This window comes from Stenotrophomonas hibiscicola ATCC 19867, assembly GCF_000382065.1.
GTDB classification, from domain to species: Bacteria; Pseudomonadota; Gammaproteobacteria; order Xanthomonadales; family Xanthomonadaceae; genus Stenotrophomonas; species Stenotrophomonas hibiscicola.
The window spans coordinates 328,958-353,453 of record NZ_KB907501.1; the positions used below are offsets into that span (position 1 = coordinate 328,958).

The 24,496-nt window shown below is 68.1% G+C and carries 25 protein-coding genes; 13 read left to right on the top strand and 12 right to left on the bottom strand.

The window, feature by feature from the left end; translation table 11 throughout:
* Window positions 1-48: 48 nt before the first annotated feature.
* Both G370_RS0113635 and G370_RS0113640 read right to left on the bottom strand, forming a co-directional pair.
* Window positions 49-2,565 carry an ABC transporter permease gene (locus tag G370_RS0113635; protein WP_019661103.1) on the bottom strand — a complete coding sequence of 839 codons (2,517 nt, stop codon included), beginning with the start codon at window positions 2,563-2,565 and terminating at the stop codon, window positions 49-51.
* Window positions 2,562-3,209 carry an ABC transporter ATP-binding protein gene (locus tag G370_RS0113640; protein ID WP_019661104.1) on the bottom strand — a complete coding sequence of 216 codons (648 nt, stop codon included), beginning with the start codon at window positions 3,207-3,209 and terminating at the stop codon, window positions 2,562-2,564. Before G370_RS0113640 ends, G370_RS0113635 begins: the two co-directional genes overlap by 4 nt.
* A 75-nt stretch (window positions 3,210-3,284) precedes the next feature.
* Here G370_RS0113640 and G370_RS0113645 point away from each other — a divergent pair, with 75 nt between their 5' ends.
* From G370_RS0113645 to G370_RS0113655, 3 genes are all read left to right on the top strand, one after another.
* On the top strand, window positions 3,285-3,929 hold the full coding sequence (locus G370_RS0113645) for an arylesterase (protein WP_019661105.1): 645 nt from the start codon (window positions 3,285-3,287) through the stop codon (window positions 3,927-3,929).
* Window positions 3,930-4,016: 87 nt separating this feature from the next.
* Window positions 4,017-4,730 (top strand): response regulator transcription factor, encoded by a 714-nt coding sequence (locus G370_RS0113650; RefSeq protein WP_019661106.1) that lies wholly within the window; start codon window positions 4,017-4,019, stop codon window positions 4,728-4,730.
* A 153-nt stretch (window positions 4,731-4,883) separates the two neighbouring features.
* Window positions 4,884-6,155 (top strand): sensor histidine kinase, encoded by a 1,272-nt coding sequence (locus G370_RS0113655; protein WP_019661107.1) that lies wholly within the window; start codon window positions 4,884-4,886, stop codon window positions 6,153-6,155.
* Window positions 6,156-6,287: 132 nt separating this feature from the next.
* Here the strand turns inward: G370_RS0113655 and G370_RS0113660 are convergent, their stop codons facing one another.
* Window positions 6,288-6,989 (bottom strand): SGNH/GDSL hydrolase family protein, encoded by a 702-nt coding sequence (locus G370_RS0113660; protein ID WP_019661108.1) that lies wholly within the window; start codon window positions 6,987-6,989, stop codon window positions 6,288-6,290.
* 212 nt (window positions 6,990-7,201) lie between these two features.
* On the opposite strand from G370_RS0113660, the gene G370_RS0113665 reads away from it, so the two are divergent.
* The 10 genes from G370_RS0113665 to G370_RS0113710 all read left to right on the top strand — a co-directional run bounded on the left by G370_RS0113665 (window position 7,202) and on the right by G370_RS0113710 (window position 15,129).
* Entirely contained in the window at window positions 7,202-7,597 is a 396-nt protein-coding gene (locus G370_RS0113665) for a diacylglycerol kinase (protein ID WP_019661109.1), read from the top strand.
* 33 nt (window positions 7,598-7,630) lie between these two features.
* Entirely contained in the window at window positions 7,631-8,380 is a 750-nt protein-coding gene (locus tag G370_RS0113670; protein WP_019661110.1) for a TerC family protein, read from the top strand.
* Window positions 8,381-8,606: 226 nt separating this feature from the next.
* Window positions 8,607-9,767, top strand: coding sequence for an MFS transporter (locus G370_RS0113675; RefSeq protein WP_019661111.1), 1,161 nt, complete (start codon window positions 8,607-8,609; stop codon window positions 9,765-9,767).
* Window positions 9,768-10,328: 561 nt separating this feature from the next.
* Window positions 10,329-10,949, top strand: coding sequence for a LemA family protein (locus tag G370_RS0113680; RefSeq protein ID WP_005415338.1), 621 nt, complete (start codon window positions 10,329-10,331; stop codon window positions 10,947-10,949).
* Window positions 10,950-10,952: 3 nt separating this feature from the next.
* Window positions 10,953-11,840, top strand: coding sequence for a TPM domain-containing protein (locus tag G370_RS0113685; RefSeq protein WP_019661112.1), 888 nt, complete (start codon window positions 10,953-10,955; stop codon window positions 11,838-11,840).
* Window positions 11,840-12,334: a TPM domain-containing protein gene (locus tag G370_RS0113690; RefSeq protein WP_019661113.1), complete on the top strand. Its 495-nt coding sequence runs from the start codon at window positions 11,840-11,842 to the stop codon at window positions 12,332-12,334. The genes G370_RS0113685 and G370_RS0113690 overlap by 1 nt, the downstream gene beginning before the upstream one ends.
* Window positions 12,335-12,385: 51 nt before the next feature.
* Window positions 12,386-13,273, top strand: coding sequence for a prolipoprotein diacylglyceryl transferase (gene lgt / locus G370_RS0113695; protein WP_019661114.1), 888 nt, complete (start codon window positions 12,386-12,388; stop codon window positions 13,271-13,273).
* A complete protein-coding gene (locus tag G370_RS0113700; RefSeq protein ID WP_012479193.1) occupies window positions 13,270-14,064 on the top strand; it encodes a thymidylate synthase in 795 nt (264 codons plus the stop codon). The genes lgt and G370_RS0113700 overlap by 4 nt, the downstream gene beginning before the upstream one ends.
* The gene (locus tag G370_RS0113705) at window positions 14,061-14,624 is read left to right on the top strand and encodes a hypothetical protein (RefSeq protein WP_245541222.1); all 564 of its coding nucleotides are present in this window, start codon (window positions 14,061-14,063) and stop codon (window positions 14,622-14,624) included. Before G370_RS0113700 ends, G370_RS0113705 begins: the two co-directional genes overlap by 4 nt.
* A 13-nt stretch (window positions 14,625-14,637) precedes the next feature.
* Complete coding sequence (locus tag G370_RS0113710; RefSeq protein ID WP_019661116.1) at window positions 14,638-15,129, top strand: dihydrofolate reductase; 492 nt, start codon at window positions 14,638-14,640, stop codon at window positions 15,127-15,129.
* An 88-nt stretch (window positions 15,130-15,217) separates the two neighbouring features.
* Here the strand turns inward: G370_RS0113710 and G370_RS0113715 are convergent, their stop codons facing one another.
* The 9 genes from G370_RS0113715 to G370_RS0113755 form a co-directional block, all read right to left on the bottom strand.
* Entirely contained in the window at window positions 15,218-15,862 is a 645-nt protein-coding gene (locus G370_RS0113715; RefSeq protein WP_019661117.1) for a DUF1287 domain-containing protein, read from the bottom strand.
* Window positions 15,859-16,881, bottom strand: a complete 1,023-nt coding sequence (locus tag G370_RS0113720; protein ID WP_019661118.1) for a symmetrical bis(5'-nucleosyl)-tetraphosphatase — start codon at window positions 16,879-16,881, stop codon at window positions 15,859-15,861. The genes G370_RS0113715 and G370_RS0113720 overlap by 4 nt, the downstream gene beginning before the upstream one ends.
* A gap of 15 nt (window positions 16,882-16,896) precedes the next feature.
* Window positions 16,897-17,280 carry a Co2+/Mg2+ efflux protein ApaG gene (apaG, locus tag G370_RS0113725; protein ID WP_005412297.1) on the bottom strand — a complete coding sequence of 128 codons (384 nt, stop codon included), beginning with the start codon at window positions 17,278-17,280 and terminating at the stop codon, window positions 16,897-16,899.
* Window positions 17,281-17,293: 13 nt separating this feature from the next.
* The gene (rsmA, locus tag G370_RS0113730; protein ID WP_019661119.1) at window positions 17,294-18,097 is read right to left on the bottom strand and encodes a 16S rRNA (adenine(1518)-N(6)/adenine(1519)-N(6))-dimethyltransferase RsmA; all 804 of its coding nucleotides are present in this window, start codon (window positions 18,095-18,097) and stop codon (window positions 17,294-17,296) included.
* The gene (gene pdxA, locus G370_RS0113735) at window positions 18,094-19,074 is read right to left on the bottom strand and encodes a 4-hydroxythreonine-4-phosphate dehydrogenase PdxA (protein ID WP_019661120.1); all 981 of its coding nucleotides are present in this window, start codon (window positions 19,072-19,074) and stop codon (window positions 18,094-18,096) included. The genes rsmA and pdxA overlap by 4 nt, the downstream gene beginning before the upstream one ends.
* A 3-nt stretch (window positions 19,075-19,077) precedes the next feature.
* Complete coding sequence (locus G370_RS0113740; protein WP_019338102.1) at window positions 19,078-20,424, bottom strand: peptidylprolyl isomerase; 1,347 nt, start codon at window positions 20,422-20,424, stop codon at window positions 19,078-19,080.
* Window positions 20,421-22,901 (bottom strand): LPS-assembly protein LptD, encoded by a 2,481-nt coding sequence (gene lptD, locus G370_RS0113745; protein WP_080112535.1) that lies wholly within the window; start codon window positions 22,899-22,901, stop codon window positions 20,421-20,423. The genes G370_RS0113740 and lptD overlap by 4 nt, the downstream gene beginning before the upstream one ends.
* A gap of 89 nt (window positions 22,902-22,990) precedes the next feature.
* Window positions 22,991-23,929: a histone deacetylase family protein gene (locus G370_RS0113750; RefSeq protein ID WP_019661122.1), complete on the bottom strand. Its 939-nt coding sequence runs from the start codon at window positions 23,927-23,929 to the stop codon at window positions 22,991-22,993.
* A gap of 9 nt (window positions 23,930-23,938) precedes the next feature.
* A complete protein-coding gene (locus tag G370_RS0113755; RefSeq protein WP_019661123.1) occupies window positions 23,939-24,493 on the bottom strand; it encodes a cob(I)yrinic acid a,c-diamide adenosyltransferase in 555 nt (184 codons plus the stop codon).
* Window positions 24,494-24,496 lie beyond the last annotated feature (3 nt).

Genomic DNA, 24,496 nt, shown 5'->3' on the forward strand with positions numbered 1-24,496 from the left:
TTGGTAGGTGCCGAGCTTGCTCGGCACGCGCCCCGGTCCGGCGCCGCCTCAGGCCTCACGCAGCGCCAATGCCGGCGGCGTATGCAGGATTGCCCGCGTACCCCACCAGCCTGCCAGCAGGCTCAGCCCGATGCCGACCACGCCGCCGATCAGCAGGCCCGGCCACGGCGGCAGCAACGGCAGCTCGAACACCTTCTGCGAGACTGCCACGCCGATGACGGCCGCCGCGCCCACCGCGAGCAACGCGGCCAGCGTGCCCAGTGCGCCGAACTCAACGAGCACCGCGCCACGCAGCTGGCGCCGGGTCGCGCCCAGCGTGCGCAGCACCGCGCTGTCGTAGCGGCGCTCGCCCGCCGTGGCCTGCAGTGCGGCCAGCAGCACCAGCACGCCGGCCAGCAGGCTGAACACCATCACCAGCTGCACCGCCTGCGCGACCCGCTCCATCACATCGCGCACCTGCGAGATCACCGCGTCCACGTCCAGCAGCGACAGGTTGGGCTGCGCGCGCACCAGCTCGCCCAGCCCGGCCGCGTTGCCGGCCGGCAGATGGAACGCCGACAGCAGGTTGTGCGGGGTGTCGCCCACCGCATTGGGATTCAGCAGCACGAAGAAGTTCGGCCGGAAGGTGTTCCAGTCGGCCTTGCGCACACTGGTGACGGTGAACTCGCGCTCCTGCTCGCCTACTGAAATGGTGATGCGGTCGCCCGGATACACGCCGTAGCGCTTGGCCCAGCCGATTTCAACCGACGCCTCCGCCGCCGTGCTGTCGGGCGTCCAGAAGGTGCCGTTCATCAGCGTGTTGGCCGGCGGGAAGCTGCTGCGCCAGCTGAAGTTCAACGGCCGGTTCTCGTCGTCGTCATCGCGCTGGGCTTCGCCTGACGCCGGCTGCCCGCTCTGGTCCGGCGAGCGATCCACGCGCAGCGGCGGCTTGCCGTTGATCGCGATCAGGCGGCCGGTCGCCATTGGTTCGATGCTGGCGTCGTTGGCCCCCAGTCCGCGCAGCGCGGCCAGCACGCTGTCACGCTGTCCGGGCTGGATGTTGATCAGGAAGTAGTTCGGCGTATCTGCGGGCAGGCGTTCGCGCCACTGCTGCAGCAGGCCGGGGCCGGTCACCGCCAGCAGCAACAGCGCGCACAGCGACAGCGACAGCCCGACCAGCTGCATCACCGCCAGCATCCGGCGCCGGGTCAGCGTCGCCAAGCCCAGCCGCCAGTGGCCGTGCAGACGGTGCTGCAGGCCGCGCAGCAGCTGCAGCAGCACGAAACCGACCACGCCGGCCGCCACCGCCAACGCGGCCAGGCCGCCCAGCACCCATAGCGCCAGCTTGAGATCACCGGTCACCTGCACCGCCAGCAGCAGGCTGGCCGCCAGCGCTGCTACGTAGGCCAGCAGCGAGGCCGGGGGCAGGGCGGCGAAGGAGCGGTTGAGCACGCGCATCGGCGGCACCCCGCGCAGGCGCAGCAGCGGCGGCAGGCCGAAGCCGAACAGCAGCAACAGGCCGATGCCGGCGCCGGTCAGCGCCGGCATTGCCTCGGGTAGCGGCAAGCGCTGCGGCACCAGGCTGCCCAGTACCTGCACCAGGCCTTCCTGCGCAGCCATGCCCAGGCCGATGCCGAGTGCGCAGGCCGGCACTGCCAGCATCAGCAGCTGCAGTGCCAGACCGGACAGAATGTCGCGCTGGCGCGCGCCCAGGCAGCGCAGGATCGCCACCTGGTCGATGCGGCGCAGGGCAAAACGGTTGGCCGCCAGCGCGGTCGCCACGCCGGCAAGCAATACCGCCAGCAGCGCGCTCAGGCCGAGGAAGCGCCCGGCAAGATCAAAGGCCTGGCGCACGCCGCGCTGGGTGTCGTCCACGCTCAGCAGGCGAAGGCCTTTCACCTGTGGCAGCAGCCACTGGCGCAACGCGGCAACCTGGTCGGCGGAGCCGGCGAACATCAGCCGGTAGTTGATGCGGCTGCCGGGGCCAAGCAGGCCTGTGCCTTCCACATCGGCGCGGTTGACCAACAGGGTGGGGGAGAGCGTCAGCAGGTCGCCACCGGTATCCGGTTCGGCCTCGATGATGCCGGCGACGCGCAGCGTGCCGGCGCCGAATTCGAGGTCATCGCCGGCTTTCAGCCCCAGTCCCTGCAACAGGCGCGGGTCGGCATAGGCCTGGCCCTCGGGCGGCATGCCGGCATCGGCGATCAGGGCGCCGCCGGGTGTGGCCCGCACCCGCAGCGTGCCACGCAGCGGATAGCCCGCCTGCACCGCCTTGATGCTGGCCATCTGGCTGGCATCACCGTTGAACAGCACGCTGCCGAAGCTGGCGATGCGGGTGTAGGCCAGTCCACGCCGCTGTGCCTCGTCGGCGAACGCCTGCGGCGGGTCATCGCGCCCGACGATGCCAAGGTCGCCGCCGAGCATTTCCGCAGCGCTGCCGGTCAGCGCCAGGTTGACCCGGTTGACCAGCGTGCCCACCGCGGTCATCACCGCTACGCCCAGCACCAGTGCGGCGAACACGGTCAGCAGGTCACCGGCCAGGGCCTCGCGACGCAGCGCGCGCCACGCGTGCCGCAGCAGGTTCATGCCTGCGCCCCATGCTCGACCGGCAGCAGCCGGCCCTCGTCGATGCGATGGATGTACTGGCAGCGCTGGGCCAGGCGCAGGTCGTGGGTGACCAGCACCAGGGTGGTGCCGCTGCCGGCGTTGAGTTCGAACAGCAGGTCGCTGATGTGCTGGCCGGTGGCGTGGTCCAGCGAGCCGGTCGGTTCGTCGGCGAACAGGATGCGCGGGCGGGTGACGAACGCACGCGCCAATGCCACGCGCTGCTGCTCGCCGCCCGACAACTGGCGCGGATAGTGGCGGGCGCGATGGGCCAGCCCGACCTGGGCCAGCACTTCATCGACCCGCGCACGGTCTTCGCGCCCGGCCAGTTCCAGTGGCAACGCGACGTTTTCGGCGGCGGTCAGCGCCGGTAGCAGGTGGAAGCTCTGGAACACGAAGCCAACCTCACGCGCGCGCAGCTGGGCCCGCGCTTCTTCATCGAGGTCGCCCAGGTCCTGGCCCGACAGCGCAATGCGGCCGCGGCTGGGCAGGTCCAGCCCGGCCAGCAGCCCGAGCAGGGTGGTCTTGCCCGAACCGGAGGCGCCGACGATGGCCGCACTGGTGCCTTCATGGACGGTCAGGGTGATGTTGTCCAGTATGTGGACTTCACCCTCCGGGCCCTGCACGGATTTGCCGACCTGGTCGACGGCGATGGCGACGGGCGCGCTGCGGGGGGACAGGCTGTCGATGAGGAGACTCCAATGCGCAAGACGGGATGGAGCCGGCGAGCCGGCGCGATGGTGGTGCTGCTGCTAGGGTTCCTGCTGTTGCCGGGGCTGGCCTGTGCCAAAGGTCCGGCCCGCACCGTGCTGGTGCTCGGCGACAGCCTCAGTGCCGCCCACAATATCCCTGCCGACGCCGGCTGGGTCAGCCTGCTGCAACAGCGGGTCAGGCAGCAGTCGAAAACCCCGGCGCGCATCGTCAACGCCAGCATGAGCGGCGAGACCACCGCCGGCGCGCTGACCCGCCTGCCGGGCCTGCTGGCGAAGGAAAAGCCGACGGTGGTGGTGATCGCGCTGGGCGGCAATGACGCATTGCGTGGGCTGACCCCGGCGCAGGTGCAGGGCAACCTGGAAAAGATGGTGCAGGCCAGCCAGAAGGCCGGCGCGAAGGTATTGCTGCTGGGCATCGACGTACCGCCCAACTACGGGCCGGCCTATCGCCAGCGCCTGGCTGCGGCCTACAAGGCTCTGGCCACGCAGTACGAGGTGCCGCTGCTGCCCTTCCTGCTGGAGGGCGTGGCCCTGCAGCCGGGCATGATGCAGGCCGACGGCCTGCACCCCACGGCGCAGGCGCAACCGAGGGTGCTGGACAACGTCTGGCCGCTGCTCAGGCCGCTCCTCTGAACCGTTTGTGTACCTCTTGACGGAACTTCACATCGCGTCCACCGTCGATCCGGCATGTTTCACAAAGCTGAAGTTAGAGGGAATCACATGCGTCAGACGAAGGAGACCTCCGGCTTGGTGCTGGTGGTCGAAGACAACCGCAACATCTCCGAGATGATCGGCGAATACCTGGAAGGTCGCGGCTTCGAAGTCGACTATGCACAGGACGGCCTGGATGGCTACCGCCTTGCGGCGGAGAACAGCTATGACGTCGTGGTGCTCGACTTGATGCTGCCGCGCCTGGATGGCATCGAAGTGTGCCGTCGCCTGCGCAACGATGCGCGCAAGTCCACCCCGGTGCTGATGCTCACGGCACGCGACACGCTGGACGACAAGCTCACCGGCCTCGGGTTCGGCGCCGACGACTACCTGACCAAGCCGTTCGCGAACCAGGAGCTGGAAGCCCGCCTGCGCGCGCTGATCCGCCGCGAACGTCGCCAGGTGGGTTCGGAGGTGCTGAAAGTCGCCGACCTGGTGCTCGATCCGGTCAGCATGCGGGCCACCCGTGCCGGTACCGAGCTGCAGCTGTCGCCGATCGGCCTGCGCCTGCTGACCATCCTGATGCGCGAATCGCCGCGCGTGGTCACCCGCCAGGAGATCGAACGCGAGATCTGGGGCAATGGCCTGCCGGACTCGGACACGCTGCGCAGCCATCTGTACAACCTGCGCAAGATCATCGACAAGCCGTTCGACCGTCCGCTGCTGCACACCGTGCAGAGCGCCGGCTACCGCATTGCCGATATCGCACAGCCGATGGCCTGATCGGGGCCGGACCGGTGCAGCATCAGGCCCGGCCGGGCAACGACCCCGCATCGGGCACGGATGACCGGCCGGCGCTGCCGCCGGTCAGCGTCCGTGCACGACTACGGCGCAGCGCGCTGCCTATAATCGCAGCGCTCTGACCGGGACCCCGCAATGCCGCACGGCCTGCCGCGCAAGATCCGTATCGCCTTCATCCTGCAGGCAGTCCTGGCCAGCCTGGGCATCCTGCTCGGTGCCTGGCTGGTGTCGCTGGTGATCAAGCACAGCCTGGTCGGCGCCGCCCTGCGCGAGGAAGCGGCCTATTACTGGACGCTGCACGAGGCGTCGCCGGTGCAGCCGCCGCCCAACACCCAGAACATCCGCGGCTACCTGCTGGAAAGCGGGCAGTCGGCGCTGTCCTTGCCGGCCAACCTGCGCAACCTGGAGCCCGGCTTCCACGAACTGCCTCAGGATGACCAGCTGGTGCTGGTCGATGTGCGGCCCGCCGGTCGCCTGTACCTGGTGTTCCTGCGTTCGCGTGCGGAGATGCTGGCGTTCTGGTTTGGCATCGTGCCGGTGCTGCTGACCCTGTTGGCGGTGTATGGCGCCAGCTGGGTGACCTATCGGGCTTCCAAGCGTCTGGTGTCGCCGGTGAACTGGCTGGCACGGCGCGTCTCGCGCTGGGACCCGGGCCACCCCGAAGCGGCCGATCTGGAGCCGAACAAGCTGCCGGCGGACATGCAGGGCGAGACCCGCCAGCTGGCGGCCGCACTGCATTCGCTGGCCAACCGGGTCAGCGCGCATGTGGCGCGCGAGCGCAATTTCACCCGCGACGCCAGCCATGAACTGCGCACACCGCTGACCGTCATCCGCGTCGCCAGCGACATGGCCCTTGGCGATGAAACCCTGCAGCCGCGCCTGCGCCGCAGCCTGCAGCGCATCCAGCGGGCTGGCCGCGACATGGAGGCGGTGATCGATGCGTTCCTGATCCTGGCCCGCGAGGCCGATGTCGAACCGCAGATCGAGCTGTTCGACGTCAACGACATCGTCCGCTACGAGGTGGACAATGCCAACGAACTGCTGGGGTCTCGCCCGGTGTCGGTGCACCTGCACAGCGACGGCCCGGTGCAGTTGCATGCGCCGCCGCGGGTGCTGCAGGTGGTGATCAGCAACCTGGTGCGCAATGCCTGCAGCTACACCGACGAGGGGCGCATCGACGTGCATGTGCACAACGACCGGGTGGTAGTGCGCGATACCGGTATCGGCATGTCTGCAGACGCCCTGTCGCGGGCCTTCGAACCGTTCTACCGCGCCGAGCCGAGCCGCCCGCAGGGCACCGGCCTGGGCCTGTCGATCGTGCGCCGGCTGTGCGACCGTTTCGGCTGGAAGGTCAGGCTGGCCAGCGAGCCAGGGCAGGGCACGGAGGCCACGGTCATCTTCCGCTGACGTGGCGCCTGACGCCCGGTAGTTGCCGACCTTGGTCGGCGCTTTCAGCAGGATTCACGCCGGTGCCCCATGCCAACCAAGGTTGGTATCTACCGGAGGGCGTGCGCTGGCGCCCTCCGGCGCACGTCGGCTTCAGTTGCAGTTGACCTTCGGCGCCAGCGCCTTGGTCCAGATCGCATAGCCGGCCGGGGTCATGTGCAGCATGTCCTCGCGGAACAGCGTTGCATCCGGCTGGCCATCGGTGCCCAGCATCGGCGTGTAGATGTCGGTGAAGCCGGTGTTGGGCAGCGTGGCCAGGGCGGCCTTGATCAGCGTATTGGCCTCGTTGATAGCCGGCAGCAGATGCGCACGCGACGGGCTCGGCTTGATCGACAGGTACTCGACCCGGGTCTTCGGCAGGTCGCGATGCACGCGCTGCACGAAGGCAACCACATCGTCGCGCACCTGCACGGCGCTGCGGCCGCTGTTGAGGTCGTTGTCGCCCGCGTAGAAGAACACCTTGCACGGTGCATACGGCACCACGATGCGATCGGCATACCAGGTGCTGTCACGCACTTCCGAACCCCCGAAGCCGCGGTTGAACACCGGCTGGCCGGGGAAGTCGGTGGCCAGGCTCTCCCACATGCGGATCGAGGAGCTGCCGATGAACTCGATACCGCCCCGCGGCGGCGGGCTGGCCTGGTCGGCGCTGGCGAAGTGGGCCATGTCGCTGGCCCAGGCCACGTTGGAGACCTGTTCGGGTACCCGCGGCGACTTGGCCGGGCCCAGGGCCTGGGCAAGGGGGGCGGCGGTCAGCAGGCCCAGCATCAGCAGGCAGGTACGGCGATGGGACATCAGGCGCTCCGGCAGGGTAGGGACGACCATGATAGAAGCTGGGGCAGGTCGAAGCTTGCCCCTGGCAGTCCGTTCACCGGGCCGGTGCCGGGCGGCGGCGGGCGGCCTTGTGGCAAAATGGCGGCCATCTGCCTATTCCTGTGCGCCCATGATCCCCTGCCGTGCGTCTGAGCGGTCGCTGCGCCGCGTCCCTGTTGCTGGATGTTCGCCCCGTGGCTGATCAGTTCGGCCATCTGCCGCGCGGCCCGCGCCGCATCTTCCAGGCCGCCCGCTGGTCCTGGCAGGGCCTGCGCGCTGCCTGGCTGCACGAGTCGTCGTTCCGGCTGGAGGTCTACCTGCTGATCCTGCTGACGCCGCTCGCGATCTGGCTGGGCCAGACGCCGGTCGAACGCGCGCTGCTGATCGGCTCGATGCTGCTGGTGCTTGCGATGGAGCTGGCCAACTCGGCCATCGAAGCGGTGATCGAACGTTACGGCAGCGAGATCCATGAACTGGCCGGCCGCGCCAAGGACATGGGCTCGGCGGCGGTCTTCGTGCTGATGATGAACGTGCTGCTGTGCTGGGCGCTGGTCGTGGTTCCGCACGCGCTGGCCGGCAACTACGGCTGAAACCCCATTCCCCCACTGCCTTGAAGAGTTTCCATGTCCTTTGAGTTCCTCGCCGACCCCAATGCCTGGGTAACCCTGTTCACGCTCAGCGCGCTGGAAATCGTGCTCGGCATCGACAACCTGGTGTTCATTTCCATCGCGGTCAGCAAGCTGCCGGAAGAGCGTCGCCCGTTCGCCCGCAAGCTCGGCATCGCGGTGGCCTGCATCACCCGCATCGCGCTGCTGGTGTCGCTGGCCTACCTGGCGCACATGGCGGCCAACCTGTTCACCGTGGCCGGCATGGGCATCTCCATCCGCGACCTGGTGCTGATCGTTGGTGGCCTGTTCCTGATCATCAAGGGCTGCATGGAGATCAAGGAGCTGATCAGCGGCGGCGAGGATGAAGATCCCAGCACCACCAAGGCCTCGGCCGTGTTCGGCTACGTGATCGCGCAGATCGCGGTGATCGACATCGTGTTCTCGCTGGACTCGGTGATCACCGCCGTCGGCATCGCCGACCACATCCCGGTGATGGTCGCCGCGATCCTGCTGTCGGTGATGGTGATGCTGCTGGCCGCCAACCCGCTGGGCCGCTTCATCGATGCCAACCCGACCGTGAAGATGCTGGCCCTGGCCTTCATCCTGATGATCGGTGCTGTGCTGATCCTGGACGGCCTGGACGTGCACGTGCCCAAGCCCTACATCTACGCCGCGATGGGCTTCTCGGTGCTGGTGGAGTGGCTGAATCTGCTGATGCGCCGCCGCGCCCGCGAGCACAACGTGCCGGGTGCCGGCAACTGGTAAGCGCGCCACAGGCGTGTGAGTCCCTCAGAACCCCCGGCATGCCGGGGGTTCTGCGTTGTGGGGGAGGTTGGCTCTGCAACGGCACTGCGGTTTTTGCACTTTTGGCTGCGCTCCGGCCTCCACTTGTGAATCAGGATCAACAGTGTTTTCCCGGGGCGAGGCTTAATCCGGCGCAGCAAAGCGCGCAGGCTACGCACTCCCGATTCCCGCCCCCCAGGACTCCCCCATGAATTCCAGAGCCGCCTTGCTGGCGCTTGCCGTTGGCGCCTTCGCCATCGGAACCACCGAGTTTGCCCCGATGGGCCTGTTGCCGGTCATCGCCGACGGCGTCGGCGTTGGCATCCCCACTGCGGGCATGCTGATCACCGCCTATGCCGTGGGCGTGATGCTGGGCGCGCCGGTGATGACCCTGCTGATGGGGCGTTTCGGCAAGCGCACCGCGCTGATGCTGCTGATGTCGATCTTCGTCGCCGGCAATCTGTTGTCTGCGCTGGCGCCGAACTACGGGATGCTGTTGCTGTCGCGCCTGGTCACCAGCCTCAACCACGGTGCCTTCTTCGGCATCGGTGCGGTGGTCGCGGCGAGCCTGGTGCCGAAGGAAAAGCAGGCTGCGGCCGTGGCCACCATGTTCATGGGCCTGACCATCGCCAACATCGGCGGCGTGCCGCTGGCGACCTGGGTCGGCCAGCAGATGGGCTGGCGCCTGTCCTTCGCCGGTACTGCGGCGCTGGGCCTGGTCGCGATCACTGCGTTGGGCTTCGCGCTGCCCGCGTCCGCACCGGGACCGCGCCCGAACGTGCGCCGCGAACTGAAGGCGATCCTGCAGCCGCAGGTGCTGCTGGCCATGGCCACCACCGTGCTTGGTGCGGGTGCGATGTTCACGCTGTACACCTACGTCGCACCGGTACTGACCGAGTTGACCGGCGCCTCCAATGCCTTCATCGCGATGGCGCTGGCCCTGATCGGCATCGGCTTCACCTTCGGCAACGGCATCGGTGGGCGCATGGCCGACTGGTCGCTCGATGGCGCCACCCGTATCCTGCTGGCTGCCCTGGCGGTGCTGATGTTCGTGCTGCCGCTGGCCTTCATGAGTCACGCCACCGCGGCGCTCGGCGTGCTGCTGTTCGGCGCGGCGACCTTCGCCCTTGTGCCGCCGCTGCAGATCCGGGTGATGCAGGTGGCCAGCGAGGCGCCGGGCCTGGCGTCGTCGATCAACGTGGGTGCATTCAACCTGGGTAATGCCGTGGGTGCGGCGCTGGGTGGTGCAGTGATCAGCTCGGGCCTGGGCTACGCCGCCATTCCGGTGGCCGGTGGCCTGCTGGCCGCGTCGGGCCTGCTGCTGGCATGGCTGGGGCGTAGCCGCACTGCGGTGGCTGAGGCCTGCTGAGTGATATGGGGTTCCGGCAGGGCTTGCAGCCCTGCACCCGCTAAAGGCGAAGGCAACCGCCGAAGCAACAGCAACCGCAACAGCCGGCGCTGGTTTTCTGAGGGTTGGGCGGGGCGGTGTGGGTTGGCAGGACACGCCGTGAACCCATCCATGGGGGCTCGATGGCGCCATCCATGGCGCCAACGGTCCTGCCAACCCGCACCGCCCCACCTCCGACAGATTGCCGCGATCGGTCGGAACGGCGTTCTGCTTTGGTAGGTGTCGACCTTGGTCGACACGAATGCCTGAAGAACCGGCTTTTGCTTTTGATTTTTCTTTTGATCTTCCCGCGGTGCGCAGGAAATTGTCCGTGGCCGGGAGGGTGGGTCGGCTGGGGGCGTGAGCCGCATGGATGCGGCGACCGAGCTTACATGGACGTACTTGCAGCGGCCCCCAGCCGACCCACCCTCCCGGCCCACCCCGAGCTGGCTGGACCACACCGCGGAGGGGGCGGCGCCCGATGGCCGGTCTTTCACCCGAACCATGGCATGCTCGGCGCCAAGCCCACCCGGAACCTCCGCCATGCGCCTGTTCACCCGTGTCCTGCCCTTGATGCTGCTGGCCTCCCTGCTGTCCGGCTGCGGCTACAACGCCATCCAGCAGAAGGATGAGGCGGTCAAGGCCAGCTGGTCCGAAGTGCTCAACCAGTACAAGCGGCGCGCCGACCTGGTGCCCAACCTGGTGCAGACCGTGAAGGGCTTCGCCAGCCAGGAAGAGCGCGTGCTGACCGAAGTCACCAACGCCCGTTCGCGGGTTGGCCAGATCAACGTCAACGCAGATGACGAAGCCTCGCTCAAGCAGTTCCAGCAGGCCCAGGGCGAACTGGGTAGCGCGCTGTCACGGCTGCTGGTGGTCACCGAGAACTACCCGGTGCTGAAGTCCGACCAGAACTTCCGCGACCTGCAGGCCCAGCTGGAAGGCACCGAGAACCGCATCACCGTTGCCCGCGGCCGCTACATCCAGCAGGTGCAGGACTACAACACCTACATCCGTTCGTTCCCGCAGGTGATCACCGCCAAGATCTTCGGCTACAAGACCAAGCCGAACTTCACGGTGGACAACGAAGCGCAGATCTCCAACGCACCGGCGGTGGATTTCGGCAACGCGCCGCAGCAGCAGCCGGCACCGCAGCCGGGCCACTGACCGATGCGCCTGGCCACTGCGCTGCTGGCCCTGCTGCTGTGGCTGCCGCTGGCGGCACAGGCTCAGCAGCTGGCGCCGATTCCGGCGCTGGACTCGCCGGTGGTCGACACCACCGGCACGCTGGAGGCTGCGCAGAAGCAGGCACTGGTGCAGCAGGCGCTGGACCTGCAACAGCGCAAGGGCAGCCAGCTGCAGGTGCTGGTGGTACCCACCACCCAGCCGGAGGACATCGCGCAGTACACCACGCGGGTCTTCGACCAGTGGCAGATCGGCCGCAAGGGCGTGGATGACGGCGTGCTGCTGGTGGTGGCCAAGGACGACCGGCGCGTGCGGATCGAGCCGGGTTACGGTCTTGAAGGCGCGATTCCCGATGCCATCGCCAACCGGGTCATCCAGGAATACCTGGTGCCGCGTTTCCGCGCCGGCGACTACGCTGGTGGCATCACCGATGCAACTGCGGTGCTGGTCAAGCTGATCGATGGCGAAGCGTTGCCGGCACCGGTCAGCGGTCATCGCGGGCGCGAGCCCGGCGGTGGCGGCGACACCTGGTTCCTGGCGCTGTTCATCGGCGTGTTCGCCGGCAGCATCCTGCGCGGCGTGTTCTCGCGCGTACCGCGACCGCTGCGCGGCCTGCTCGGCGGTGCCGGTGCGGCGCTGGCGGCGTTCCTGTTCACCTCCACCCTGATGGCCAGTGGCCTGGCCGGCGTGGTCGGCCTGATCGTGGCGATGCTGTCCGGTCATCCGGGGCGCTTTGCCGGCGGTGGTGGCTGGGGCGGTGGCAGCTGGGGCGGGGGAGGCGGCTTCGGCGGTGGTGGTGGATTCGGCGGTGGTGGCGGCTGGGGCGGCGGCGGTGGCCGTTCCGGTGGCGGTGGCGCTTCGGGAGGCTGGTGATGATCCAACGTCTGTTCCGCCATGTATGTTCGCCGTCGGTACGTCGCGCGTTCCCGCCAGCCACGCTGCAGGCGATCACCGAGGCCATCGCCGCCGGTGAGCAGCGCCACGGCGGTCAGGTGATGTTCGCTGTGGAGGCCGATCTGCCTCTGTCCGCGTTGTGGCACAAGGTCACCCCGAGGCAGGCCGCCGAGCATGCCTTCGCACGCCTGCGCACCTGGGATACCGCCCACAACAACGGCGTGCTGATCTACCTGCTGCTGGCCGACCATGCCATCGAGATCGTCGCCGACCGCGGCCTGCACGGCCGGGTCAGCCCGGCGCAGTGGCAGCGGGTCTGCACCCATCTGCGCGAGGGCCTGCGTGGTTCCAATCCGGTGGAAGCGCTGCAGGATGCCATCGACGAGGTTTCCAGCCTGATCGAAGGGCACTTCCCGGCCTCGACGCGGTCGAACGATGACGCGTTGCCGAACTCGCCCCAGCTTCTTGGTTGAGCCGGGGCGGCACTGGCCCGAGAATAGGCGTTCAACCGCAAGGCACCTTCCATGATCTATTTCCACGACATCGACCCCATCGCCCTCTCGCTGGGGCCGATCAAGGTGCATTGGTACGGCATCATGTACCTGCTGGGCTTCACCGCTGCTTGGCTGCTGGGACGCACGCGCATCGCCGCCGGTCGCCTGCCGGGCGTCGACGCCAACGGCTTCTCCGACCTGCTGTTCTACGCCATGCTCGGCGTGGTGCTGGGCGGGCGCATCGGCTACATGCTGTTCTACGCGCTGGGCGATTTCCTGCACAACCCGCTGCTGCTGTTCAAGGTATGGGATGGCGGCATGAGCTTCCACGGCGGCCTGCTGGGCGTGCTGGGCGCCTGCTGGTGGTGGTCGCGCAAGCACCGCCTGCACTTCTTCGACACCATGGATTTCATGGCGCCGCTGGTGCCGCTGGGCCTGGGTTTTGGTCGCATCGGCAACTTCATCGGCGCCGAGCTGTGGGGCAAGTACACCGACGGCACGTGGGGCGTGGTGTTCCCGTCGGGCCTGCCGGCGCCGCTGAACCAGTTGGACCACGCGACCCTGCAGGCGCAGTTCGCCACCGGCGCGCTGAACCAGTTCGCCCGCCATCCCTCGCAGCTGTATGAAGCGCTGCTGGAAGGCCTGGTGATGTTCGTGGTGCTGTGGACGGTCTCGGCCAGGCCGCGCCACCGCTACCTGGTCGGCGGCCTGTTCGCGCTGATGTACGGCCTGTTCCGCTTCGCCGTCGAATTCGTACGCATGCCCGACAACGGCGTCTACGTGGCCTTCGACTGGCTGACCCGCGGCCAGATCCTCAGCCTGCCGCTGATCGCCTTCGGCCTGGTGCTGCTGGTGATGTCGCGCCGCGCGCCGGTACTGCAGCCGCAGCTGCCGGTGGCTGCCGAGGGCAAGGCATGAAGGCTTACCTGGACCTGCTCTCGCACGTGCTCGAGCACGGCGCCGAGAAGAGCGACCGCACCGGCACCGGTACCCGCAGCGTGTTCGGCTGGCAGATGCGTTTCAACCTGGCCGACGGCTTCCCGCTGGTCACCACCAAGAAACTGCACCTGCGCTCGATCATCCATGAGCTGCTGTGGTTCCTGAAGGGCGACACCAACATCGGCTACCTGAAGGACAACCAGGTGCGGATCTGGGACGAGTGGGCCGACGAGAACGGCGACCTCGGCCCGGTCTATGGCAAGCAGTGGCGCAGCTGGGCCACCGCCGATGGCCGCGAGATCGACCAGATGCAGTGGCTGGTGGACGAGATCAAGCGCAACCCCGATTCGCGCCGGCTGGTGGTCAGCGCCTGGAACGTGGGCGAGCTTTCGCAGATGGCGCTGATGCCGTGCCACAACCTGTTCCAGTTCTACGTGGTGGACGGCAAGCTCAGCTGCCAGCTCTACCAGCGCAGCGGCGACATCTTCCTCGGCGTGCCGTTCAACATCGCCAGCTACGCGCTGCTGACCCACATGGTGGCGCAGGCCACCGGCCTGGGCGTGGGTGATTTCGTGCATACGCTGGGCGATGCGCACCTGTATTCGAACCACTTCGAGCAGGCGCGCGAGCAGCTGTCGCGTGAACCGCGCGCGCTGCCGAAGCTGTGGTTGAACCCGGAGGTGACCGACCTGTTCGGCTTCCAGTTCGACGACATCCGCATCGACGGCTACGATCCGCACCCGGCGATCAAGGCGCCGGTGGCGGTATGAGTCCCCGATTGATTTCCGGGGGCCTGCTGGCGCTGGGCGGCATGTTGCCGCTGGCCATGGTGCAGGCCGGACCGGCCGATGCGCTGTCGTTGGCCCGGCAGGTCAATGAGCAGATCGTGCACAAGCACATGCGCGAGGAAGTGCAGGCGTTCGCCGGGGCGTTCAACGGCAGCACGATGATGCCCCAGGATGTGCCGGAAGGCTGCCGGGCGCAGATGCGTGAGGCGGTAACCGGCATGTACACGGCGATGACCGAGCACCTGAAGGCGGGTGTCGAGGATCCGGCCTATCAGCGCATGCTCGAGCAGCAGCTTGCCACCGTCTATTCCAGTGACCAGTTGCAGGCATTTCTGGCACGTCGTGCCAGCACCGACACTGCCGCGTTGTCGGCAGACATCCTGTCAGGACCGGGCCTGAAGGATATCGAAGAGGCGCAGAAGCAGAAGATCCTCGATGGCCTGGATGAGCAGTCCACATCCAGCCCCGAGCTGGCAGCGGCGCTGCAGGCCGCCAGTGCCGCCAACGCTGCCTGCGAACGCCTGCAGATCGACGCCAGCTGAGGAGGTGGTAGCAATGAAGCTGTCGATGATCGTGGCGTTGGACCGCAACCGTGGCATTGGCCAGGGCAATGCAATGCCCTGGCACCTGCCGGATGATTTCAAGCACTTCAAGGCGCTCACCCTGGGCAAGCCGATCCTGATGGGGCGCAAGACGGCCGAGTCGATCGGCCGCGTGCTGCCGGGGCGGACCAACCTGGTGCTGACCCGCAGCGGGCAGGTGCCGTTCGAGGGCATGCGCGCGGTGGCGTCGCTGGATGAGGCGAAGACGATTGCCGAACGCGAGGGCGCCAGCGAGCTGTGCATCATCGGCGGCGGCGAGATCTTCCACCAGCTGCTGGACCAGGCCAGTGACCTGTACCTGACCTGGGTGGATGCCGAAGTCCCCGCCGACACCCACTTCCCCGAAGTGGACGTGCAGGACTGGCGGGAAGTGAGCAGCGAGCCGCACCCGGCCGACGAACGCCATGCCTACGCGTTCCGCTTCGTGCACTACGTGCGCCGCTGAAGATGGTTTCCTGTAGAGCCGAGCCATGCTCGGCTGCTGTTGCCGGACACATCCCGTAGCCGAGCATGGCTCGGCTCTACAGGATTGCCTACGGCATCCGGTAATGCCCGATGATGGCGTGCTGGAACAGCAGATTCTCTTCGCGCGTGCCGCGCGCGATGTTGTGCAGCACCAGCGGCGTGCCGTTGGCCAGCCTGCGGTCGGAGACGATGCCCACGTGCAGCAGGCCGTTGCCGTTGAGCTTCCAGGCGACGATGTCGCCGGCCGCGTAGTCGGCGGCGAGGGCCGTGATCGGCTGCTGCCAGCCCTGCCGTTCGAACCAGCGCATCAGGTTCGGTACGCGGCGATGATCGATGTTGCGATCCGGTCGTGACAGGCCCCAGATCGCCGGATAGGCACTGAAGTTGCCGCGCATGTCCTCATGCACGCGGGCCTGCAGGTCCACGTCCAGGCTGCGCAGCGCGCGCACCACCACGTCGGTGCACACGCCGCGATCAACCGGGACGTCTCCACCGGGATAGGCCAGCACCTGGTAGGCAGGGTCGTAGCGGGTGGTGACGCCGATCTGCGCGCGCGCTGCAGCCACCAGTGGCGGCGAAGGCGCCTGCGGTTGCGATGGCGTGCGGCCGGCGTTTCCGCCGCCGGTGGGGGCCGGGGCCGAAGTGGGCTGGCAGCCGCTGGCCAGGGCCAGCGTCAGCAGCACCATCCATGGTGCCCAGCCGCGCCGCGTCATGCCTGCGGCGGGGGACTGCTGTTGCCGGGGCCCGCGGCGCCACCACCACCGCCACCACGGCGACGACGACGGCGCGGGCCGCGATTGCCCGGGGTGGCGGCCGGAGCGTTACCGCCGCCCTGTTCCTTGCCCTGCGCCGACGCAGCCGGGCGCTCGTGCGCCGGGCGCGCGGGCGGGCGGGCGTTGGGCACGGGGGCGGGTACATCGCGGCCCGGCACCTGCACCACGCGCAGTTCATCCGTATCGAGCTGAAGCGCGGTCAGCTTGCCGCCCCAGACTGCGCCGGTGTCGATGGCATGCACGCCCTGGGTGATGGTCAGGCCCAGCGCCGACCAGTGGCCGCAGACGATCTTCAGGTCGCGCTCGACCCGGCCTGGCACTTCGAACCAGGGGTACAGTCCCTGTTCCTGCGTGCCCGGCGTGCCCTTGTCCTCGATGCCGATGCGCCCGCGCGGGGTGCAGTAGCGCATACGGGTGAGCACATTGATGATCGCCCGTGAACGGTCGTAGCCGGACAGGTTCGGCGCCCAGCTCGGCTTGTCGCCGTACATGTTGCGGAACAGCTTGCGGTAGCCGGCACCGTGCAGTTGCGCCTCGACCTCGGCGGCATGCTTTTCGGCCATCTGCGTGGTCCACTTCGGCGCCAGGCCGGCGTGCACCATCATCCAGCCCAGCTCGCGGTCCACGTGCACCAGCTTCTGCAGGCGCAGCCAGTCCAGCAGTTCGTCGCGGTCCTCGGCCTGCACGATGCGCAGCAGGTCCGGGTTGACCTTGCGCTGTTCCTCTTCGGTGCGTGCACCGACGGCCAGCAGCGAAAGGTCATGGTTGCCCAGCACCACCACGCTGTGCCCGCGCAGCGAATGCACCAGCCGCAGCGTTTCCAGCGACTGGCCACCGCGGTTGACCAGGTCGCCGCAGAACCACAGGGTGTCCTGCGCCGGGTCGAAGCGGATCTTCTCCAGCAGCCGCTGGGTGACGTCATAGCAGCCCTGCAGGTCGCCGATCGCCCACACACTCATCGTCCGGCCTCCGTGTCAGTGCAGGGTACGCGGGATGGCCAGCACGAAAGGTGCGACCGGCGCGGCGAATTCGGTGCCGTCGTCGGCGACCATGTCGTAGTGGCCCTGCATGGTCCCGTGATCGGTCCCCAGCATGACACCGGACGTGTAATGGAAGTCTTCACCGGGACGCAGGCGCGGCTGCTCGCCGATCACCCCGTCGCCATCGACATGCTCGACGCGGCCATTGGCATCGGTGATGCGCCAGTGGCGTGCAACCAGGCGCGCGGCAACACGGCCCTGGTTGTGGATGCGGATCGTGTAGGCGAACGCATAGCGCCCGTCTTCCGGCGCGGATTGGTCGTCGAGGAAGCGCGGTGCGACTTCGACGGAAATGGCGTAAACGTCAGCGTCTTCCATACCGGCAGTGTAATCAGGAGGCATTGGCCAAAGCGATGAATTCAGCCACATCCAGCTGTTCGGCGCGGGCATCGGGGCGCACGCCGGCGGCGACGAACTGCTCGGCCGTCACGACGTTGTTGAGCGCATTGCGCAGGGTCTTGCGGCGCTGCCCGAAGGCGGCCTTGACCACCTCGGCGAAACGGGCGTGGTCGTTGATGTTGATCGAGGCCGGGTCACGCGGCACCAGCCGTACCACGGCCGAATCGACCTTCGGCGGCGGCCGGAACGCGCCCGGCGGCACCACGAACAGCGAGGTCACCTGGCAATAGGCCTGCAGCATCACGCTGAGGCGGCCGTACACCTTGCTGCCGGGGCCGGCGGCCATGCGGTCGACCACTTCCTTCTGCAGCATGAAGTGCATGTCGCGGATCACCGCGGCATGTTCCAGTGCATGGAACAGGATCGGCGAGGAGATGTTGTAGGGCAGGTTGCCGACCAGGCGGATCGGCAGGCCGGCAGCCAGCTCGGTGAAGTCCACGCGCAGCACGTCGCGGTGGACGATGGTCAGCTCGCCCAGCGGCTCGGCGGCGGCGGTCAGCGGCGCGATCAGGTCGCGGTCGAACTCGATCACCGTCAGTTTCGGATGCACGCGCAGCAGCGGCAGGGTGATCGCGCCCTGGCCGGGACCGATCTCGACCAGGCGATCGCCTTCTTTCGGGTTGACCGCCATCACGATCTTGTCGATGTAGTGGCGATCGGCCAGGAAATGCTGGCCAAGCTGCTTCTTGGCCGGTGCGGTGAACACCGGGCCGGAGGGGGAATGCGGGGAATTCATGCGCTCAGTGTACGTTGCCGCGCAAGCTGCGCACACAGCGTCGTTGCCGCCTGCAGGCTGGAAGGATCGGCAATGCCGCGGCCGGCCAGGTCCAGCGCGGTGCCATGGTCTACCGCCACGCGCGGGTAGGGCAGGCCCAGGGTCAGGTTCACCGCCTGCTCGAAACCGGAGTACTTCAGCACCGGCAGCCCCTGGTCGTGGTACATCGCCAGCACGGTGTCGAAACCGGCCAGCTTGGCCGGCAGGAACGCGGTATCGGCCGGCAGCGGCCCGACCAGGTCCATGCCCTCCGCGCGCAGGCGCTGCAGCAGCGGGATGACCAGGTCCAGTTCCTCGCGGCCCAGATGGCCGTCTTCGCCGGCGTGCGGGTTCAGGCCGAGCACGGCGATGCGTGGCGCGGGCAGGCCGAACTCGCGGCACAGCGCGGCGTGCACGGTGCGAAGGGTGTGTTCCAGGCTGGGCGCGGTGATCGCATCGGCCACCTCGCGCAGCGGCAGGTGGGTGGTGGCCAGGGCCACGCGCACGATGGGGTTGGCCAGCATCATCACCACCTTCACCCCGGCCTGGTCGGCCAGCAGTTCGGTGGTGCCACTGTAGGCGATGCCGCCTTCGTTGATGACCGCCTTGTGCACCGGGCCGGTGACCACGCCGTGCAGTTCGCCGGACAGGCAGGCCTGACCGGCAGCGAGCAGGGCGCCGATGACGGCCCCGGCATTGGCCGGGTCGGCCTGGCCGAAGTGGCTGGGCATGGCATTGGCCACCGCGCGCACACGCAGGTCGCCCGGGGCGCGGGCTTCGGCGTCCTCGGGCAGCAGCTGCAGGGGCAGGTTCAGCGCGACGGCGGCTGCGCGCAGGGTATCCGGGTCGGCGAAGGCCAGCAGCCGGCAATCTTCACGCGGCTGCTGGACGAGGCGGACACACAGCTCCGGGCCGATCCCGGCGGGCTCGCCCGGTACCAGAGCGAGCTCGGGGCGCATCGGTCAGGACTGCGGCGGCGTGGCGGTATTTTCCGCGCGGTCCCCGCTGCGGAAGCTGACATAGGCTTCGCCACGCAGTTCCTGCAGGAAGCGGTTGTACTCGTCTTCCAGCTTGCGGCGGCCGATGGTCTCGCGGATCTGGGCGCGCTGGTTGTCGTTGGTCACGTCGGTCTGGCGGGTGGCCACGCGCTGCACGATGTGCCAACCGGCATCGGTGCGGAACGGCTGGCTGACGCCGCCGTCCTGGATGCCGGCCACCTGCTGGCCGAACGCCGGACCGAACGCGTCGACCGGGAACCAGCCCAGATCGCCGCCCTGACCCTTGCTGTTGTTGTCCTCGGAGGATTCCTTGGCCACGGTTTCGAAATCCGCGCCGCCGGCGATGCGGGCGCGCAGGGTATCGATCTTGGCCTTGGCGGCAGCGTCGGTCTGGTGATCGTCCACGCGCACCAGGATGTGGCGGCCGTGGTATTCGGTGACCGTGTGCGCGCCACCGCTGGCGGCGCTGGCATCACGCACTTCCACCAGCTTCAGCAACTGGAAGCCGCTGGGGCCGCGGATCGGGCCGACCACTTCGCCGGGCTTCATCTTTTCCATCAGCTGGGCAAAGGCCTGCGGGATTTCATCCAGGCTGCGCCAGCCCAGATCGCCGCCTTCCAGCGCGTTCGGGCTGTCCGAATAACGCACGGCGGCAGCGTTGAAGTCCAGCTCACCCTTGTCCAGCAGGGCCTTCACGCCCTCGGCCTTCTTCTGGCCGGTGGCGATCTGGTCGGCGTTGGAGCCGTCGGGCAGGGCGATCAGGATGTGTGCCAGGTGGTACTGGTTGCCCACCGTGGCCTGCTGCTTCAGCGCGGCGTCCACTTCACCCTCGCTGACGCTGATGCGGCTCTGCGCGAAGCTCTGGCGCAGGCGCTGCACAGTGATTTCATCGCGCACCGAAGCACGGAAATCGTTGAAATCGATGCCGTCGTGGGCCAGGCGCTGGCGCAGTGCATCCAGGTCCGAACCGTTCTGCTGGGCGATGGCATTCATCGCCTGGTTCAGCTCCTGGTCGCTGACGCGGATGCCGCTGCCCTGGGCGCGGGCGACCTGCAGCTTGACCAGCACCAGTCGCTCGAGCACCTGGCGGCTGAGCACATCTTCCGGCGGCAGCTGGTTTTCACGGCCGGCGTACTGCGCCTTGATGTTGGCGATCGCACGCTGGAGCTCGCTCTGCAGGATCACGTCCTCGTCGACGACGGCGGCGATGCGGTCCAACGGCTGCGCCTCCTGCGCGAGCACCTGCAGAGGGGCGGACACGCTGGACACCGCCAGCAGGGAGGCGAGAAGAACGGGGAAGCGCTTGGTCATGGGATCTGATTCGGATCGTAGTCATCGCGGGTCACCCCGGTGTTGCTGGGCGGCACGAGATAGAGGTCGTCGCGGTTGTAGCCGAGGATAGCACGGCGCAGGGTGCGGTCCGTGTCCTGGCCGATGGAGCTCAGGCCCTTCAGGACGAACTCCACCTGGATGGAATTGTTCATCTCGCCCTCGCGATTGCGGACGTAGCGGCGGCCGACCACGCGCACGGCCAGGCAGCAGCTGTCCCACTGCACGCCGCCGATGATTTCCAGCGGCTCCTTGTCCTGCAGCGAGTAGTAATAGCGACCGACCAGGCTCCAGCGCGCATTCAGCGGGTACAGGAACGACAGGTCAGCCTGCTCCAGCAGGGTGCGGTCATGCTTGTTGGCCGTCGCCGGGGCGCCGGCGTTGATGCGGTAGCGGTAGCTCAGGTTGATCACGCCATCGTTGGGCATCAGGTAGCGGGCGCGGACGCTGGCCAGATCCTCGCGCTTGTACTTCGGGTCCCACTGGTAGGTGGCGCCCAGGGTCCAGCGGTCGTTGATCATGTAGTTGCCGTCGGCGATCCACGCCGACTTGCCCTTCTCCACCGGCGCGCCGCCCGGCGTGACGGTCACCCGCGACTCGTCGAAGTACTGGATCTGGCCGATCGAGGCCGAGAACCGCTCTTTGCCGGTGGTCTGGTCGATGAAACGGGTACTCAGTGCCAGGGTCAGCTGGTTGGCATCGTTCTGGCGGTCGGCGCCGGTGTAGCGCGAATCGCGGAACAGCTGGCCCCAGCTGAAGGTGAAGTCACGGGTGTCGAAGATCGGCAGTTCGTCCTGGTTGCGGTACGGCGTGCGCAGGTAGAACAGGCGCGGCTCCAGCGTCTGCAGGAAGGACTTGCCGCGGATGCTGGTCTCGCGGTCGAAGAACAGGCCGGCGTCGATGCTGCCGATCGGCAGGCTGCGGCTGGGCGAGGTGTTGCCGCGCAGCTGTTCCGGCGTGGCGGTGGTCACGTCCACGCCCTCCGAGGCCAGAACGGTGCTGCGTATCCTGTCGGCCAGGCCGCGGTCCAGCTGGTAGGCCGTGTAGCGGTACGCCAGAGTGGGCGTGATGTACCAGGCCGCGCCGCTGATGGGGAAGGAAACGTACGGCTTGACGTCAAGGCGGGAGCCGCCATAGGCGCGCACGGTCTGGCCGGTGCGGGTGTATTGCAGGTCCGGGCCCGCATCGGCACCGTACTTGAGGTTCACGTCGTCGTGGGTGAACCTCACCGCTTCGGCGTACAGGCCGGTTTCCAGCCATGGCCGCATCGGCTTGTTCCAGTTGAAATACACCCGCGGCTGGCGGTTGTAGGGCAGGGCATTCTCGTCAAGCGTGTAGTCGGTCAGCTGCCAGCGGTCGGCCATGATGCCAGCCGTCCAGTTCGTGCCCGTACCGTACAGGCCGATGGTGCTCTGCAGGTTGGAGGCGGTCACCCCCACCAGGCGGTTGGCGAAGTCCTCGACATAGCGCTCGTCGCTGACCCAGGCCAGGTTGGCGCGGGCCTGCCAGTGGCTGTTCACGTTGTGGTAGCCGTCGAACATCACCCGGCCGCGGTCGCGGTCGCGCAGCCTGTCGTTGGGCATGTAGCTGGTCAGCACCTCGCCACGGCCGCCGTTGTAGAGGTAGCGGAACTCGTTGTCGAGCAGCAGGCCGCGCCGGCTCATGTAGCGCGGGGTCAACGTGTCGTCGTAGTTCGGCGCCAGGTTGAAGTAGATCGGCTGTGCGTAGTCGAATCCGTTGCGCCCGGACATGCCCAGCTGCGGGAACAGCAGGCCGGTCTTGCGGCGGTCATCGATCGGGAACTTGAAGTACGGCGCCCACAGCACCGGCACCTTGCCGATCCGCAGCACGGCGTTGCGGGCGGTGCCGAAGCCCTCGTCGTTGTCCACTTCGATCTGCGGCGCCGACAGCTTCCACACCGGCTGTGACGGGTCGCAGGTGGTGTAGGTGGAGCGGTGCATCTGGCCGACCGCGCCCTGCAGGTCGACCGACTCGGCATCGCCGTTGCCGCGGCGCGACACCAGCTGGTACTTGATGTCGGTGATCTTGTGGGTGTCGCTTTCCTGGTTGCCTTCGGCGCGCTTGGCGACCATCCGGATCGACCCGTCCTGGTAGCGGACATTGCCGTCGGCGATGTAGTTGCCGGTCTCGGTGTCGAAACTGAGCTTGTCGGTACCGACGAACTGGTCGCCCCGGCGCAGCGCCACGTTGCCCTCGTACTGCGGCACGGTGGTGGTACCCAGCAGTTGGTCGCCTTCGATGTCGGTCGGCTGGTTCTCGCGGGCGGCCGCAGCGGCAGCCTTGTCCTGGCCCGGGACCGGCGTGGGGGCGTCGGTGAACGCGGGAATGACGTCGGTGGCCGGGCACAGGCCCCAGTTGAGCGGCTTATCATCAGCCATCGCCGGAAGGCTGATGGCGATGCTCAGAGGCAGGGGAAGCAGGCGGAGGGCTCGGCGCACGCGGTTCGGATTCGGGCGAAAACGGACGGTAGCTTGCCCCATCCCTTGCATAGGGGCAATGAAGGACGCCGGAGCCTGCCGGTTCGGGTTCATCCGGCGGAGGTGCCGGCGGATGGCGTAAGCAGGGCCTGGACATGGGCCACGCTGCACTCGGCCAGGGCCTGCAGGTCATAGCCGCCCTCCAGCATCGACACCACCCGGCCAGCCGCGTGGCGGCGTGCCAGCGCGTGCAGCTCACCGGTGATCCAGGCGAAATCGTCGGTCTCCAGCATCAGATCCGCCTGTGGATCACGCAGGTGGGCATCGAAGCCGGCCGAGATCAGCAGCAGCTGCGGGCGGAAGTCGTCGATGGCTGGCAGCATTTCGTCGGCCCAGACGTTGCGGAAGCGGAAGCCGCCGCTTCCCGGCGGCAGCAGGATGTTCATCAGGTTGCCGGCACCGCGGTCGCGGCGCAGGCCGGAATTGGGGAACAGCCCGGCCTGGTGGGTGCTGTAGTACGAAACCCGGGCGTCATGCTGGAAGATGTCCTGGGTGCCATTGCCGTGGTGCACGTCGAAATCGACCACCGCGATCCGTTCCAGGCCATGGCGGTCGCGGGCATGGGCGGCGGCGATGGCGATGTTGTTCAGCAGGCAGAAGCCCATGGCGGTGCTGCTGGTGGCGTGGTGGCCCGGTGGGCGTACCGCGCAGAAGGCCAGCGGGTCCTCGCCCAGCATCACCGCATCGACTGCGGCCACACCGGCACCGGCGGCGTGCACGGCGGCGCTGGCCGAGCCCGGCGAGGTCCAGGTGTCCATGTCCAGCTGGCGCAGCGGTGCGGTCTGCGGCTGCAGCACGAAGTCGAGCAGGGCGCTGTCGTGGACCCGGGTCAGTTCGCCGAACTTCGCCGGCGGCGCCTCGCGCCAGTCCAGCTGGCCGGGGAAGGCGGTGTGCAGCGCGTCCAGCACCTGCTGCAGCCGTTGCGGGCATTCGGGATGGCCGGGACCGGGGTCATGCAGCAGGCAGGACGGGTGGGAATAGACCAGCATCGTGCCGACTCAGCGCTGGCGCTGCTGTGGCTGCCACAGCGCTTCGCCATGGCCGTCGGCGCGGGCCAGCACCCGGGCCAGCACGAACAGCAGGTCCGACAGCCGGTTGAGGTATTGCAGCGCCTCGCTGCGGACGGCCTCGTGGCGGGCCAGGGTGACCGTCTCGCGCTCGGCGCGGCGGACGATGGTGCGGGCCAGATGGCAGCGCGCGGCAGCTTCGCCGCCGGCCGGCAGGATGAATTCCTTCAGCATCGGGAGGTTGGCGTTGTAATGGTCCAGCTGCTGCTCCAGGGCCGAGACGTCGGCGGCATGGATCGCGGCGTGGCCGGGAATGCACAGCTCGGCGCCCAGATCGAACAGCTGGTGCTGCAGATGCACCACCAGCGCGCGTACATCCTCGGGCAGGGGCGCGGCCAGCAGCAGGCCGAGCGCGGCGTTGGCCTCGTCGACGGTACCGAAGGACGCCACGCGGGCGTCATCCTTGGCCACGCGTTGGCCGTCGCCAAGGCCGGTACTGCCGTCGTCGCCGGTGCGGGTGTAAATGCGCGAGAGGCGATGACCCATGGC